Raw genomic sequence first — 15,133 nt, forward strand, 5'->3', positions numbered from 1 at the left:
AAATTCTTTCGGGGCAGGGTGGAATTCCCAACCGGCAGTGATATGAGCCTGCGACCTACTAACATTTGTTAGTGGCTGATCTAGTGAAATTCTAGAGCCGACAGTTAAAGTCTGGATGGGAGAAAGAATGACGTTTATCGACATTAACATATATTTGTATAAGTATGTGTATTAATAAGTATGTTTATATTTTTAGATATAAATATGCTTATTTGAAGATATATGATTCGCCTTATGCCTTGAAATATACAATTTCATTGGTGTAAGGCTTTTTAATTTTAGAGGTGATATTTTGAGTAAATTTATGAATTATGCTATACAACTTGCACAAATGGTTGATGGACAAACAGGTGTTAATCCTCCAGTGGGTTCAGTTGTTGTCAAAGACGGAAGAATAGTTGGTATTGGTGCACACTTACGAAAAGGTGATAAACATGCTGAAGTTCAAGCTTTAGACATGGCACAATCAGAAGCCAATGGTGCTACCATTTATGTATCATTAGAACCATGTACACACCATGGTTCAACACCACCATGTGTAGATAAAATCATTGAAGCTGGTATTCACAAAGTCATCTACGCTGTTAAAGATACTACCCTTATTTCAAAAGGCGATGACATTTTGAAAAATGCAGGCATCGAAGTTGAATTTCAATATAATGCCGTTGCAGCGCAACTTTATCAAGATTTCTTCACTGCAAAAAGAAATGGTATTCCCGAATTAACGGTTAAAGTTTCAGCTAGTTTAGATGGCAAACAAGCTACCGATGATGGCGAGAGTAAGTGGATTACTAATAAAGAAGTAAAAAAAGACGTCTATCAATTACGTCATAGTCACGATGCAGTATTGACTGGACGTAAAACAGTAGAAGCTGACGATCCATTATACACGACAAGGATAGCTGATGGGAAACATCCAATTCGAGTCATACTTAGTAAGAGTGGCAAATTAGACTTTAATCAACAACTATTCCATGATTATGCATCTCCTATTTGGATTTATACAGAAAATAAAAATTTAAAAGTAGACAATAGTAATGTAACTATTATTTATATGGAACAATGCGATATTAAATCTATTTTGAAAGATTTATATCAAAAAGGTATCGGGAAACTGTTAGTCGAAGCAGGTCCCGAAATTACTTCAGAATTTCTCCAATCTGATCACTTAGATCACCTTGTACTTTATTTTGCCCCGAAAATAATAGGTGGTTCTGGTAAGTATCAATTTTTCCAAACTGACCAGATAGTGTCTTTACCAGATACAACTCAATTTGAAATTGTTAATTCCACGTTAATTCAACAAAATATTAAATTAGTTTTGAGAAAGAAGTGATTGCAAATGTTTACAGGCATCATCGAAGAAATAGGAACGGTGCAAGAAGTTCGTAATCAAAATTCAGTTCGAACATTAGTAATTACTGCTGAAAAAATATTAGAAGATATGCATATTGGTGATTCAATTAGTGTAAATGGTGCGTGTTTAACTGTCATTGATTTCGATGACCAAACATTTTCAGTGCAAGTCATTAAAGGCACAGAAAATAAAACCTACCTCTCAGATGTACAACGCCATACGAAAGTTAATTTAGAAAGAGCAATGAGTGGTAACGGCAGGTTTGGCGGTCATTTTGTGTTAGGTCATGTTGATGATTTAGGAACAATATCTAAAATTAATGAATCTGCCAATTCAATGATTATCCAAATAAAAGCATCCAAAACACTACTTAATCAAATGGTTAAGCAAGGATCGATAACGGTAGATGGTACAAGTTTGACGATTTTCGATCTTCATTCGGATGCTTTTGATATTCATTTGATTCCTGAAACAAGACGTTCCACAATCTTATCAAGTAAAAAAGTGGGCGATAACGTACATCTAGAATCAGATGTGTTATTCAAATATGTTGAAAATATCTTAAATCAAAATCAATCAAGTTTAACAGAAGAAAAACTAAAAGCATTTGGTTTTTAGGGGAGGCAATAAACATGAAATTCGACAGTATTGAATTAGCCTTAGATGCTTTAAAACAAGGTGAAAGTATTATTGTAGTTGATGATGAAGATAGAGAAAATGAAGGCGACCTAATAGCAATAACTGAATGGATGAAAGACGATACGATTAATTTCATGACTAAAGAAGGTCGTGGGTTAATTTGTACACCTATCAGTTCAAGCATTAGTGAACAACTAGATCTCCATCCAATGGAATCAAATAACTCAGATGTGTTTGGCACTAATTTTACTGTAAGTATCGATCATAAGAATACAACAACCGGTATCAGTGCGAACGAGAGAACGCTAACTGCTAGAGCACTGATTGATGAACATGCGAAAGCTTCAGATTTTAACCGACCAGGCCATTTATTTCCTTTAATTGCTAAAGATAATGGTGTGTTAGAAAGAAATGGTCATACCGAAGCGGCAATAGATCTTGCTAAATTAACAGGTGCTAAACCAGCAGGTGTGATTTGTGAAATTATGAATGATGATGGGTCTATGGCTAAAGGTGAAGATCTCCAAGCATTTAAAGATAAACATCAATTAGTTATGATTACGATTGAAAGTTTAATAGAATATCGTCAAGTTAACGAATCACATGTAAAACTCAATGCAAAAGTAAAAATGCCAACAGACTTTGGTACCTTTGATATGTATGGATTTACAACCGATTATAGTGAAGAAGAAATCGTCGTTATAACTAAAGGTAATATTAGATCTCATGAAAATGTACGAATCCATTCTGCATGCCTTACGGGTGATATTTTCCACAGCCAACGATGTGATTGTGGTGCTCAATTAGAAGCTTCGATGAATTATATAGAACAACACGGTGGAATGATTATCTATTTACCTCAAGAAGGGCGTGGCATAGGACTCATGAATAAATTACGTGCCTATGAATTAATTGAAAAAGGTTATGATACTGTTACAGCTAATTTAGCATTAGGATTCGATGAAGATTTACGAGATTATAATATAGCTGCACAGATTCTTAAATATTTTGAAATAGAAAAAGTAAATTTATTAAGTAATAATCCGAAGAAATTTGAAGGATTAAAAGAATATGGCATTAATATTCAACAACGTATAGAAGTGATTGTACCTGAAACACAATATAATCATGACTATATGACAACCAAAAAAGAAAAAATGGGACATTTAATTTAGGAGGATCATAAAATGAATTTTGAAGGAAAATTAGTTGGTAAAGATTTAAAAGTCGCTATTGTGGTTAGTAGATTTAATGATTTTATTACTGGACGTTTGTTAGAGGGTGCTAAGGATACTTTTATTCGTCACGATGTTGACGAAAACAATATTGATGTTGCTTATGTACCTGGTGCTTTTGAAATTCCTATGGTAGCTAGAAAGTTAGCTCAAACAGGTAAATATGATGCAGTAGTTACTTTAGGATGTGTCATAAGAGGGGCTACGTCTCATTATGATTATGTATGTAATGAAGTTGCAAAAGGCGTATCCAAAGCTAATGAATCTACAGATGTTCCTGTTATCTTCGGTATCTTAACTACGGAAAGTATCGAGCAAGCAGTTGAACGTGCAGGAACTAAAGCAGGTAATAAAGGTTCTGAAGCAGCAGTAAGTGCCATTGAAATGGCTAATTTAATGAAACAATTTTAAATAAAAGAAGTGGGACAGAAATAATAAAGAACCACTAATCATTTATTATGTAGTGGTTCTTACGCATTAGCTACAGCTAATGTGTACTTTAAAATAGGAATACAAGAGTGAAACTCATGCATAAGAAATACTAATCTCTAAAGAAATAGAATGACTTTACAGTCAACTACGCCTAAATATGAATATAACTTGAAATATATTTATGTTCTAAACTGATAGACTGCCCACAAAATTAATATTTTGTGGGCAGTTTTTGATGCTAAATTTATTTACGTAAGTACTTCGTAGATAACCCTACAAGAGAAACAAAACTTATACCAATAGCTGAGAAAATACCGACTTTTTTCAATGTTTCTGGTGTGGCAAATTCTTTTACTGCTAAAGATAAATTTTGTGGGCGTTCTGCTAATCTTCTCATAAAGTATGCAAACCAGTCATCTCCATAAGGGACATATACTGTGAAATGATAGCCCTCATTAGCAATAGATTGCGCTAATTCTGAACGGAAACCATATAGCATTTGGAACTCCATTTGGTCTTTTTCGATATGATTTTCTTTCATGAATTGTTTCACATGGTTAATAATATTATGATCATGCGTTGCAATTGAAGTAAAATTACGTGCATTTAATAGTCTTTTTTCAATTATTTTAATATAATTTGCGTCAATCTCTTCTTTAGTTTGGTACGCAATAGAGGCACCCTCTTTATATGCACCTTTAACGAGTCTTAAACGTAATTCAGGGTATTTATCAATCAGTTTTTCAGCATCATATAGATATGCTTGAATCACTGTTCCCACATTCTTGAATTCTCCCTTTAATCGATCTAACACTTCAATAATTTGTTGTAAGCTATCATACTTTTCGGTATCTATATTGATATGCATATTGCCATATTCATTAGCTTTAAGTAAAATCTCTCTCAAATTTTGATATGCAAGTTCTAAGTCAAACTCACTACCTAATAAACTTAATTTAACTGACATATGCGCATCAACTTGGTATTGGTTTATGGCTTCCATAATTTCTAGTATTTCTTGTTTAGCTTGTTGACTTTCTTGCTCTGTCGTCACAAATTCCCCTAAGTTATCTACGGTAACTGAAATTTTGTTTTCGTTTAAATATTCAATTGTTTCTATCAATTGTGGAATTGTGTTACCGGCTACTACTTTGTTGGCGCCAAGTCTTGGACCCACTTGTTTTGCAGCATTATTTAAATAACTATTATTAGACAAAGCTATAAATACATTTTTGAAAACTCCCATCGTACATACCTCCATAACCAAATATCATTGGTACTTTTAAAATAGTGTATCATGAAACATATTTTCAAGAAAGCGTTTACATAAAGAATTTAATAATGTTTTTAGTAAAATTACACGATTGAAGATAGGAAAATACTAAGCGTTTAAGTTAATAGATTAAAATGGCAATTAATTGTAATGTTTTGCTATAATTATGCTATTGAAGATTATTGAAAAAGGGGCAATTTAAGAATGTGGAAGTGGGAAACTGAAAATGACGCAAAAGGCGTTGTTGTCATTGCTCATAATATATTAGAACATACTGGTCGTTATGCATATGTTATTACGATGTTAAGAAGAAATGGTTATCATGTCATTATGGGTGATTTACCTGGACAGGGCCAAACTTCTAGAGCTAATAAAGGTCAAATTGAAGATTTTAATGAATATCATGAGAATATATTAGAATGGATTAAAATTGCTAACGAGTATAAGATTCCAACGTTTGTACTAGGTGTAGGTTTAGGTGGTTTAATTTTAATTAACTTATTAGAGCGAGTAGAATTACCCGTAGAAGGTTTAATGCTTATTTCACCACTATTAGAATTTAAACAATCTGGTAAAGATAGAAAGAATAAATTACTTTCTAATGTTGGTAAAGTATCTAAAGATGCTCGCTTTAAAATTAGTATCACTGCTCAAGACCTAACACGTAATGAAGAAGTAATTGAAGATACAGTAAATGATGGATTAATGTTGAAGAAAGTGACATATCATTGGTATAACCTTATTAATGAAATGATGAAAGAGACAATGGAGCATATCAAGGATATTAAGCCGTTACCAACTTTAATTATGACAGGTAGTAAAGATATCATTTCAGAAATCAATGCGACTGAAACGTTTAAAGATAAATTAGTAACGAATGAGTTATATTATAAAGTATGGAATGGTTTATATCATGAGATACATAACGAACCAGAGCGAGATCAAGTGATGCGTTATGTATTAACGTTTCTTAATAATAGCGTGAATACTATGGGATTTATTGTTGAAGAAGATGAAATAGAAGATATTTGATTTGAACCAGGTTGTTTAAACAGCCTGGTTTTCTTGTGAAAATGTAGTATAAAACGATAAAACTTTTTTATAAGGTTAGTGGAGATAAATACGTAAAATCTATTTTAATTTATAGTTGCAATTTTAATGTAAAATTGATATATTTTGTTTGGATTAAAAATATAATTTTAATATGTAATAAGGCTTTGTGTATTGAGATTGAACCATTTTGTAAAATTATATTTTTATATGTCACATTTATAGTAAAATACACAAGTCTTAACTAAGCATTTCATTTATCAAATGTTCTGTTAATATGGACAAGCAATATTGACAATTTTTCAATTAACCGATGGTAGAAATTTGGGAGTCGGTTATTTTAGAAAATGATAAATTTAACTTGTTATTTGGGAGATGTTAACTATGAATCAAAATGAAAATGAAAGAGTTTATGGTATTTTACAGTTAGACAAGTTGTTAGCCGATGTTAATTCTATTTTTGAAACAATCCAAAAAGAATATGATATGTCTAAAGAAGAAATTTTAATTTTATTAAACCTATGGGAAAAAGGTTCAATGACTTTAAAAGAGATGGACGAGTTTGTTGAAATTAAGCCGTATAAACGAACAAGAACTTACAATAATTTAGTTAATTTAGAGTGGATATACAAAGAGCGTCCGCAAGATGATGAACGTACGGTAATTATTCATTTTAATGAAAAATTAGCAAAACAAAAAGCTGGTTTACTAGATTTTATTGGTGAAACAATTACATCTAAATCAGAACCTATGCAGACAAGCTTAAAATCAATTTTAGCTGTTTAATATCAAAAAAGAAGGGGCCTTAATTGGTCCCTTCTTTTTGGTATTAATAAATCTAATCTCTTTTTTCGATAGCACAAATGAATGGTGCATTATTTTTTTGATTAATAAACTGATATTGTAGTACATGTGCCTGATTTTGATCTAATTGCGTTAAATAATCCATTAATGCATCTCGTTCAATTTTACCTTCGTCATGACCATGATAAATTACTAATATAATGATACCTTCTTCATTCAATATATCAAAAATATTTTGGATTGCGCTAATGGTAGTTTGAGGTGTAGTCACGATAGATTTATCGCCTTTAGGTAAATAACCGAGATTAAATATAGCAGCATCAACTTTGCCAATATGATCCTCAGTAATATATTGTTTTACATTTTCATGACCATCTTTAATCAGTTTTACATTTGAATAGGTAGATACTTTCATTTTAGTATTGTCGATAGCCAATTGTTGAATATCAAAACCATATACAAAACCATTAGGTACATGTTGTGCTAAGTATAAAGTATCGTTTCCATTACCACATGTGGCGTCGATTACGATACTAGAATCAGTAATATGACTTTGAATTAAACTCTTTGAAAAGGGGAGTATACGTTCAAGTTTCATGATTTCACCTTATGCTCAAACTTTTTACCTTGATATGAATCACGACGTGCTAATTCGTTATCTATCTCATTTAGTACTTCCCATTTATTAACACTCCACATAGGACCAACCATCAAATCAATTGGACCGTCGCCTGTAATACGATGAATTATCATTTCAGGTGGAAGAATTTCAAGTTGATCACATACGAGATTAGTATAATCCTCTTGTGACATGAACTCTAACATGCCTTTTTCATATTGTTTCACCATTGGCGTACCCTTTAATAGATGTAATAAATGAATTTTAATACCTTGGACATCCATTTGTGCAACTTCGCGTGCAGTTTCCATCATCATATTATAATCTTCACCTGGTAATCCATTAATGATATGTGTGCAAACGTTAATATTATGTTTACGTAATTTAGCGACACCTTCATAATATGTTTGCATATCATGTGCACGATTAATTAAATCCGAAGTAGTTTGATGCACAGTTTGTAATCCGAGTTCTACCCATAGATATGTTCTTTGATTTAATTCTGCTAAATATTCAACGACATCGTCAGGTAAGCAGTCTGGACGTGTAGCTATTGATAAACCTACAACACCCTCTTCTTTCAAGACGGGTTCATATTTTTCTTTTAGTACTTCTACAGGTGCATGTGTATTTGTAAAGGCTTGAAAGTAAGCAATATATTGACCTTCACTCCATTTTTCATGCATTCTTTCTTTAATCTGTTGGAACTGTACTTCAATAGGATCAGCACGATTCCCTGCAAAATCACCACTGCCAGCAGCTGAACAGAACGTACAACCACCATGAGCTACAGTACCATCTCTATTTGGACAGTCGAAACCACCATCTAAAGCAACTTTAAATATTTTACGACCGAATTTATTTTTTAAATGATAATTCCAAGTGTGATATCTTTTATCTTCAAAAGCATACGGGAAGAAATTACCCATAAGACATTTTCCTTTCTGTTTTGTATCTAAATAAAGATTTTAACATACTTTAATGTTATAGTGTCTATTATAGATTGAGAAAAATATAAAGAGGAGACCTCAAGAAATGAATATACCAAAATCAGTGTGGTGGCTTGTAATAGGTATGGCTTTAAATATTACGGGCGCCAGCTTTTTGTGGCCATTAAATACGATTTACATGAAAGAAGAACTTAATAAGAGTTTAACAATTGCTGGTATTGTTTTATTAATTAATTCTTTAGGTATGGTTGTAGGCAATTTACTTGGCGGTGTATTATTCGATAAACTTGGTGGTTATAAAACCATACTTATCGGAACATTTACTTGTTTAATTAGTACCACATTATTAAATATATTTCACGGTTGGCCTTGGTATGCTGTTTGGCTTGTATTACTAGGATTTGGTGGGGGTATGATCATCCCCGCAATTTATGCAATGGCTGGAGCAGTATGGCCGAATGGAGGAAGACAAACGTTTAATGCTATTTATTTAGCACAAAATATTGGCGTTGCATTAGGTGCGGCATTAGGTGGGTTTGTTGCAGAATTAAGTTTTAATTATATATTTATAGCTAATCTAGTAATGTATGTACTTTTCGCCATAGTAGCTATCTCACAATTTAATTTAGAAATTAATGCTAAAGTTAAAAGACAAGATAATATCGATTTAAATAATCAAGAGAATATCAGTAGATTTATCTCTTTATTATTAGTTTGTGTCGTATTCGCTATTTGTTGGATTGGCTATATACAGTGGGAAACAACAATTGCTTCATTTACACAATCTATTCATATATCAATGTCTCAATACAGTGTATTATGGACCATTAATGGTATTATGATTTTAGTAGCGCAACCTTTAATCAGACCTGTTATTATACTTTTAAAAGGTGACTTGAAAAAGCAAATATTTGTAGGAATTTTAATATTTATGAGCTCGTTTTTAGTAACTAGTTTTGCACATCAATTTTCAATGTTTGTTATCGGTATGGTGATATTAACATTTGGTGAAATGTTTGTTTGGCCAGCAGTACCTACCATAGCAAATCAGTTAGCGCCTAAAGGAAAAGTTGGGCAATATCAAGGTATTGTTAATTCAGCATCAACTGTTGGGAAAGCTTTAGGCCCATTGTTTGGAGGTTTACTTGTAGATTTATTTAATATGCGAATGATATTTTTAACCATGATTATATTATTAGGCGTAGCTATTATCATTTTAAGCCTTTTTGCGAAAAGTAAGGCGGCTAAAAAATATTTAAACCATCAAACAAATTAGAATAATGAAAAATTGTTATTAACCTCTTGCAATCATACGCATAATCAAATACTATTAATTTGTAATAACGTGTTATTAGACGCTTTTCTACAGAGAACTAGTATGGTGAGAACTAGTGTTAAGGACTATAAATAACATTATCAAACATATAACGAATTTAATGATGACATCTCTTACTATTGAATGAAGTGCGCAGAAAATGCGAAAAAGGGTGGTAACGCGGCTATGGTCGTCCCTTAATCACTAGTGAGGGGTGTCTTTTTATTGAATAGGAGGAAACGTATTGAATTACAATCATAACGAAATCGAGAAAAAGTGGCAAAAGTATTGGGAAGACAACAAAACATTTAAGACACAAGATAATTTAGGTCAAAAGAAATTTTACGCATTAGATATGTTTCCATATCCATCAGGTGCGGGTCTACATGTAGGTCATCCAGAAGGTTATACTGCGACAGATATCATTTCACGATATAAACGTATGCAAGGTTACAATGTGCTACATCCAATGGGATGGGATGCATTTGGTTTACCTGCAGAGCAATATGCTTTAGATACTGGGAACGATCCTCGTGAATTTACTCAAAAAAATATTCAAACATTCAAACGTCAAATTCAAGAATTAGGGTTTAGTTATGATTGGGATAGAGAAGTAAATACAACAGATCCTAACTATTATAAATGGACACAATGGATTTTTATTCAACTCTATAATAAAGGACTAGCATATGTAGATGAAGTAGCAGTCAACTGGTGCCCAGCATTAGGTACAGTATTATCAAATGAAGAAGTCGTTGACGGCGTTTCAGAACGTGGTGGTCATCCAGTATATAGAAAGCCAATGAAACAATGGGTACTTAAAATTACTGAATATGCAGATCGTTTACTCGAAGATTTAGAGGAATTAGATTGGCCTGAATCTATTAAAGATATGCAACGTAATTGGATTGGTCGATCAGAAGGCGCTAGAGTTTCTTTTAATATCAAAGATTCTGATGAAAAAGTAGAAGTCTTCACAACAAGACCTGATACGATTTTTGGTACATCATTCTTAGTATTAAGTCCAGAACATGCATTGGTAAATCAAATTACAAGTGATGAAAAATTAGAAGAAGTAAAAGCTTATCAAACTGAAGCATCAAAAAAATCTGACTTGGAACGAACAGATTTAGCTAAAGGTAAGACAGGTGTCTTCACAGGTGCTTATGCAATCAATCCTGTTTCAGGTGAGCAACTTCCAATATGGATTGCTGATTATGTGCTTTCAACTTATGGTACTGGAGCAGTTATGGCAGTACCAGGACACGATGAACGTGATCATGAGTTTGCAGAAAAGTTTGATCTTCCTATAATTGAAGTCATTGAAGGTGGAGACGTACAAAAAGAAGCATATACTGGTAACGGTCCACATGTGAATTCAGGCGAATTAAATGGTTTATATAATGAAGAAGCCATTACAAAAGCGATTGAGTTATTAGAAGTGAATCAAGCTGGTGAGAAAAAAGTTAATTATAAATTACGTGATTGGTTGTTCAGTAGACAACGTTATTGGGGAGAACCAATTCCAATTATTCATTGGGAAGATGGATCAATGTCAACTGTACCTGAGTCAGAATTACCTTTACTACTACCTGAAACAGATGAAATTAAACCATCAGGTACTGGTGAGTCACCACTTGCTAACATTGATGATTTTGTTAATGTCACAGATGAGAAGACTGTTATGAAAGGTCGTCGTGAAACAAATACGATGCCGCAATGGGCAGGTAGTTGTTGGTATTACCTAAGATACATCGATCCTGATAACGATAAAATGATTGCAGATCCAGAAAAATTAAAACATTGGTTACCAGTAGATTTATATATTGGCGGTGTCGAACATGCTGTACTTCACTTATTGTATGCACGTTTCTGGCATAAAGTGCTTTATGATTTAGGTGTAGTCCCAACTAAAGAACCTTTCCAAAAATTATACAATCAAGGTATGATTTTAGGTGAAGGAAATGAAAAAATGAGTAAATCTAAAGGAAATGTAATCAATCCAGATGACATTGTTAATTCACATGGCGCTGATACACTTCGTTTATACGAAATGTTTATGGGACCTTTAGATGCTGCCATTGCATGGAGTGATAAAGGTCTTGATGGCTCACGTCGTTTCTTAGATCGAGTATGGCGATTAATTGTAAAAGAAGATGGCTCATTATCAGATAAGATAGTAGATTCTAATAATAAATCATTAGATAAAACTTATAACCAAACTGTTAAAAAGGTAACTGAAGATTTTGATACACTAGGCTTCAATACAGCGATTAGTCAATTGATGGTCTTTATCAATGATTGCTATAAAGCAGATGAAATATATAAACCGTATATTGAAGGATTTGTAACAATGTTAGCACCAATTGCCCCTCATATTGGCGAAGAATTATGGGAAAGATTAGGTCATTCAGATACCATTACGTACCAACCATGGCCAACTTATAATGAATCATTATTAGTTGATGATGAAGTTGAAATCGTTGTTCAAGTTAATGGTAAATTAAGAGCTAAGATTGAAATACCAAAAGATTTATCTAAAGAGGAAATGCAAGATTTAGCATTAGCAAATGAAAATGTTAAAATGAGTATTGAAGGTAAAGAGATTAAAAAAGTAATTGCTGTACCGCAAAAACTTGTTAATATCGTTGCTAAATAAATCATTTTAAAGGAGTTTTAAAAAATGGAATCAATTACAATAGATCAATTAAAAGAGAAAATATTGGACTCAAATCCAATTAATATTGTAGACGTACGAAATAATGATGAAACAGCTATGGGTATCATTCCCGGTGCGAAAACAATTCCAATGAATGAAATTCCTGACCATTTAAATGAATTTGATTCAAATCAAACTTATTATATTATTTGTGCTGCAGGTGCTAGAAGTGCTAGAGTCGTTCAATATTTAGAGGACTCAAATATTCATGCTGTTAATGTAGAAGGCGGCATGAATGAGTGGGGTACAGAAGGTTTAGAAATTAATAATATTTAAAATGAACTTATCAATTGAGCTAGATTAAATGCTATGTAGTAATAGCACTTTAATCTAGCTTTTTTATGTATAAAGATATTTACATATTCAAATCTCTAAAATACATCGATTTATGAATAAAAACGTACACTATTTTATTTTAATGTTGTGTACTAGATTTAGAATAATATTGGTGTTAAAATCAAAATAACTATTAATTAATTGAGCGAATGGTTTAAATAGAGATTTAATTCATTTAAGATACATACACGAAAAATGTTCATTAATTATAAACAACAAGAAGTGCAACAAGGAGGAACAATTAATGAATTTATTTAGAAAAGAAACCTTTAGTATTAGAAAATTTAAAGTTGGTATATTTTCTACGTTAATTGTTACTGTAGCTTTTTTGTCATCACCAATTACACATATAGCACAGGCAGATGAAGTAAACTCACAACCAGTAAATGATGTGCAAAAACTACAAGAAACAACTAGTGATGGACAATTGGATAACAATAGAGAACTCAATAATAATCAAGAAACACTTTCCGAAGTGGGGGCTTCTGATGTTTCAAACCAAGCTAATTCCAATAATGATTCTGTAAATACAAATAATCAACAGACTCAAATAGAAACAATTGAAACTACAGACAATACAGTTATCCAAGAGACACAATCAACGAATAATGAATTGAATACGACGATTGAAAGTAAGACTCCGATTGATAATAATACGACAGTAAACCATGTAAAACCTGCATCTGAACATATGTCAGCTAAACCTAAGCAACAGGCTGAAGGAAAAATTCAATACATGAATGCGGTAATAGAACCCGCAACTAAACCTAAGAAAAGACAACGTCGTGATGTAAATAACACACCTACAGTTGCTGGTGGTACCGGTCCACAAAATGGAAATGGGACACCTCAAAGTACCAATGGGGAATATTCTAGAGATGATGCAACGATAGATCCAAATATTAATAATACTGGAAATAATACATTAAATTACCGTTTTACTTTTGAGGATGTAGGCGTTAAACCTAGTGATAATCGAAATAACCCACAAGTGATTGTATTAAATAGCTTACCGGGATTTAATTTGATTAATGGTGGTAAAGTAGGGGTGCTTAATGCCGTTTTAGAAAGAACACAAGTATTCCATCCGGGTGATAGAAATAATAAACAAGCACAAGGTACTGTCCTTGCATTAGGTAGAGTAGAAGGTAATGATCCAAATAATCATGGTGATTTCAATGGTATTGAAAAAGATGTAACTGTAAATCCTAATTCAGAAATTATTTTTGATTTTAATACTATGGCTGCAGGTAACGGTAAAGGTGGTACAAACTTAGTAATTAAAGATGCGAATACCGACACTGTCATTGGAAACGGTGATATACAAGCTGGAGATATGCTTCGTTTATTTAAAGTGCCTGATAATGTATCGAACATCAAAATTCAATTAATACCTAATAACGATATCATGGGAAATGTAAGAAGACTTGAAAAGAACCAAGATGGCTATAGATATTATGACTTTATCGATAATGTCGGTATCCGTTCAGGATCACATTTATATATAAGTGGAAGAAATAAAGAAAATAATGTGAAAAATAATACTAACTTTACTGTAACAACACAAATTACTAATAATGGTAAGTCTGGCGCTTCTATGTTACCAGGAGCTTTTGAATATTCTATGCAATTACCAGAAGGCATTGAATATGTTCCTAATTCTATAACAACGAGTTTTCCTGATGGAAACGGGCCTAATGATGTGATGAATCGTTTAACAGAAAACTATGACCAAGGAACTAGAACGCTCACTTTTACAAGTAACGGAATCACTTCTGCGACACCTACTCAAGGAGAACCTACTAGCTTATTAGCCAATAAAACATTAAATGTAACATTTAATTTAAGAGTTAATAACGTAGCTAACCCAAAAGAAGTGACTTTCTCAGATGCCATTAAATCTAAAACTTATACACAAACTTATTTGAATGGAGAGCCACCACAAAGTATAGTGAATGGTGTTCCATATCAAGTGAATATTGTCATGAACAAAGATGATTTGCAAGCTCAATATAATTGGGGCGTAGTACCATCAGATTATACTTATGCTTCATATCAAGAATATAATCGTCTAAAACAACAAGCGCAAACGATATTAAATGAAGATCGTAACCATGTGCCTTTAAATCAACAAGTTTCTCAAGCTACAATTGATCAATTATTACATCAAATGCAACACACACTTATTTCTCGTGTAGACGCTGCACGTGAACTTGGTCAAAAAGCAGATGATAGATCGGATGAAGTAGATAATGTTAAAGATTTAACAGATGATGAAAATGACGCTTATAGAGGTCAAATTACTAATTTGAAAAACGAAGCATTAAATCATATAGATGATCAAACTACGGACGATGGTGTCACAAGAGAGAAAGAAGCGGGCATCAATAAAATTGAACAAGTT

General features: G+C 32.5%; 12 protein-coding genes, 2 pseudogenes and 1 riboswitch. Of the genes and pseudogenes, 11 read left to right on the forward strand and 3 right to left on the reverse strand.

Annotation, left to right across the window (positions count from 1 at the left end; all coding sequences use genetic code 11):
• A riboswitch (FMN riboswitch) is annotated at positions 1-131 on the forward strand.
• A gap of 161 nt (positions 132-292) precedes the next feature.
• Genes ribD through ribH form a run of 4 tightly spaced genes read left to right on the forward strand, consistent with a single transcriptional unit; the run spans position 293 to position 3,642 of the window.
• The gene (gene ribD, locus JX000_RS04980) at positions 293-1,336 is read left to right on the forward strand and encodes a bifunctional diaminohydroxyphosphoribosylaminopyrimidine deaminase/5-amino-6-(5-phosphoribosylamino)uracil reductase RibD (RefSeq protein WP_002452142.1); all 1,044 of its coding nucleotides are present in this window, start codon (positions 293-295) and stop codon (positions 1,334-1,336) included.
• A 6-nt stretch (positions 1,337-1,342) separates the two neighbouring features.
• Positions 1,343-1,975 carry a riboflavin synthase gene (gene ribE, locus JX000_RS04985; protein ID WP_002452143.1) on the forward strand — a complete coding sequence of 211 codons (633 nt, stop codon included), beginning with the start codon at positions 1,343-1,345 and terminating at the stop codon, positions 1,973-1,975.
• 14 nt (positions 1,976-1,989) lie between these two features.
• Positions 1,990-3,171 (forward strand): 3,4-dihydroxy-2-butanone-4-phosphate synthase, encoded by a 1,182-nt coding sequence (gene ribB, locus JX000_RS04990; RefSeq protein ID WP_124227870.1) that lies wholly within the window; start codon positions 1,990-1,992, stop codon positions 3,169-3,171.
• A gap of 12 nt (positions 3,172-3,183) precedes the next feature.
• A complete protein-coding gene (gene ribH / locus JX000_RS04995) occupies positions 3,184-3,642 on the forward strand; it encodes a 6,7-dimethyl-8-ribityllumazine synthase (protein ID WP_002452145.1) in 459 nt (152 codons plus the stop codon).
• Between the two features lie 265 nt (positions 3,643-3,907).
• On the opposite strand, the gene JX000_RS05000 is transcribed toward ribH, so the two are convergent.
• On the reverse strand, positions 3,908-4,909 hold the full coding sequence (locus JX000_RS05000; protein ID WP_206140949.1) for a proline dehydrogenase family protein: 1,002 nt from the start codon (positions 4,907-4,909) through the stop codon (positions 3,908-3,910).
• A gap of 231 nt (positions 4,910-5,140) precedes the next feature.
• On the opposite strand from JX000_RS05000, the gene JX000_RS05005 reads away from it, so the two are divergent.
• On the forward strand, positions 5,141-5,968 hold the full coding sequence (locus JX000_RS05005; RefSeq protein WP_206140950.1) for an alpha/beta fold hydrolase: 828 nt from the start codon (positions 5,141-5,143) through the stop codon (positions 5,966-5,968).
• Positions 5,969-6,370: 402 nt separating this feature from the next.
• Entirely contained in the window at positions 6,371-6,772 is a 402-nt protein-coding gene (locus JX000_RS05010; protein ID WP_002452148.1) for a transcriptional regulator, SarA/Rot family, read from the forward strand.
• 52 nt (positions 6,773-6,824) lie between these two features.
• Here the strand turns inward: JX000_RS05010 and mnmM are convergent, their stop codons facing one another.
• A complete protein-coding gene (gene mnmM / locus JX000_RS05015; protein ID WP_049425517.1) occupies positions 6,825-7,388 on the reverse strand; it encodes a tRNA 5-(aminomethyl)-2-thiouridylate-methyltransferase MnmM in 564 nt (187 codons plus the stop codon).
• A complete protein-coding gene (mnmL, locus tag JX000_RS05020) occupies positions 7,385-8,338 on the reverse strand; it encodes a tRNA modification radical SAM protein MnmL/YtqA (protein ID WP_002452150.1) in 954 nt (317 codons plus the stop codon). Before mnmL ends, mnmM begins: the two co-directional genes overlap by 4 nt.
• A 106-nt stretch (positions 8,339-8,444) precedes the next feature.
• On the opposite strand from mnmL, the gene JX000_RS05025 reads away from it, so the two are divergent.
• The 5 genes and pseudogenes from JX000_RS05025 to JX000_RS12310 all read left to right on the forward strand — a co-directional run.
• The gene (locus tag JX000_RS05025; protein WP_206140951.1) at positions 8,445-9,635 is read left to right on the forward strand and encodes an MDR family MFS transporter; all 1,191 of its coding nucleotides are present in this window, start codon (positions 8,445-8,447) and stop codon (positions 9,633-9,635) included.
• A gap of 283 nt (positions 9,636-9,918) precedes the next feature.
• The gene (gene leuS / locus JX000_RS05030; protein ID WP_206140952.1) at positions 9,919-12,333 is read left to right on the forward strand and encodes a leucine--tRNA ligase; all 2,415 of its coding nucleotides are present in this window, start codon (positions 9,919-9,921) and stop codon (positions 12,331-12,333) included.
• A gap of 24 nt (positions 12,334-12,357) precedes the next feature.
• A complete protein-coding gene (locus JX000_RS05035) occupies positions 12,358-12,669 on the forward strand; it encodes a rhodanese-like domain-containing protein (protein ID WP_002452153.1) in 312 nt (103 codons plus the stop codon).
• Positions 12,670-12,973: 304 nt separating this feature from the next.
• Positions 12,974-13,064 (forward strand): annotated as a pseudogene (locus JX000_RS12305) (YSIRK-type signal peptide-containing protein); the annotation flags it as partial.
• A 401-nt stretch (positions 13,065-13,465) separates the two neighbouring features.
• Positions 13,466-15,130, forward strand: a pseudogene (locus JX000_RS12310) (SasC/FmtB family protein); the annotation flags it as partial.
• Between the last annotated feature and the right edge of the window lie 3 nt (positions 15,131-15,133).

The organism is Staphylococcus sp. SB1-57 (assembly GCF_017086425.1).
Classification (GTDB): domain Bacteria; phylum Bacillota; class Bacilli; order Staphylococcales; family Staphylococcaceae; genus Staphylococcus; species Staphylococcus warneri_A.

What these genes read in the sequence shown, in the direction of transcription:
- JX000_RS05000 (WP_206140949.1), bottom strand. Translation starts at nt 4,909, where the DNA reads ATGGGAGTTTTCAAAAATGTATTTATAGCTTTGTCTAATAATAGTTAT.
- mnmM (WP_049425517.1), bottom strand. Translation starts at nt 7,388, where the DNA reads ATGAAACTTGAACGTATACTCCCCTTTTCAAAGAGTTTAATTCAAAGT.
- ribB (WP_124227870.1), top strand. Translation starts at nt 1,990, where the DNA reads ATGAAATTCGACAGTATTGAATTAGCCTTAGATGCTTTAAAACAAGGT.
- JX000_RS05035 (WP_002452153.1), top strand. Translation starts at nt 12,358, where the DNA reads ATGGAATCAATTACAATAGATCAATTAAAAGAGAAAATATTGGACTCA.
- JX000_RS05025 (WP_206140951.1), top strand. Translation starts at nt 8,445, where the DNA reads ATGAATATACCAAAATCAGTGTGGTGGCTTGTAATAGGTATGGCTTTA.
- JX000_RS05010 (WP_002452148.1), top strand. Translation starts at nt 6,371, where the DNA reads ATGAATCAAAATGAAAATGAAAGAGTTTATGGTATTTTACAGTTAGAC.
- ribE (WP_002452143.1), top strand. Translation starts at nt 1,343, where the DNA reads ATGTTTACAGGCATCATCGAAGAAATAGGAACGGTGCAAGAAGTTCGT.
- ribH (WP_002452145.1), top strand. Translation starts at nt 3,184, where the DNA reads ATGAATTTTGAAGGAAAATTAGTTGGTAAAGATTTAAAAGTCGCTATT.
- mnmL (WP_002452150.1), bottom strand. Translation starts at nt 8,338, where the DNA reads ATGGGTAATTTCTTCCCGTATGCTTTTGAAGATAAAAGATATCACACT.
- JX000_RS05005 (WP_206140950.1), top strand. Translation starts at nt 5,141, where the DNA reads ATGTGGAAGTGGGAAACTGAAAATGACGCAAAAGGCGTTGTTGTCATT.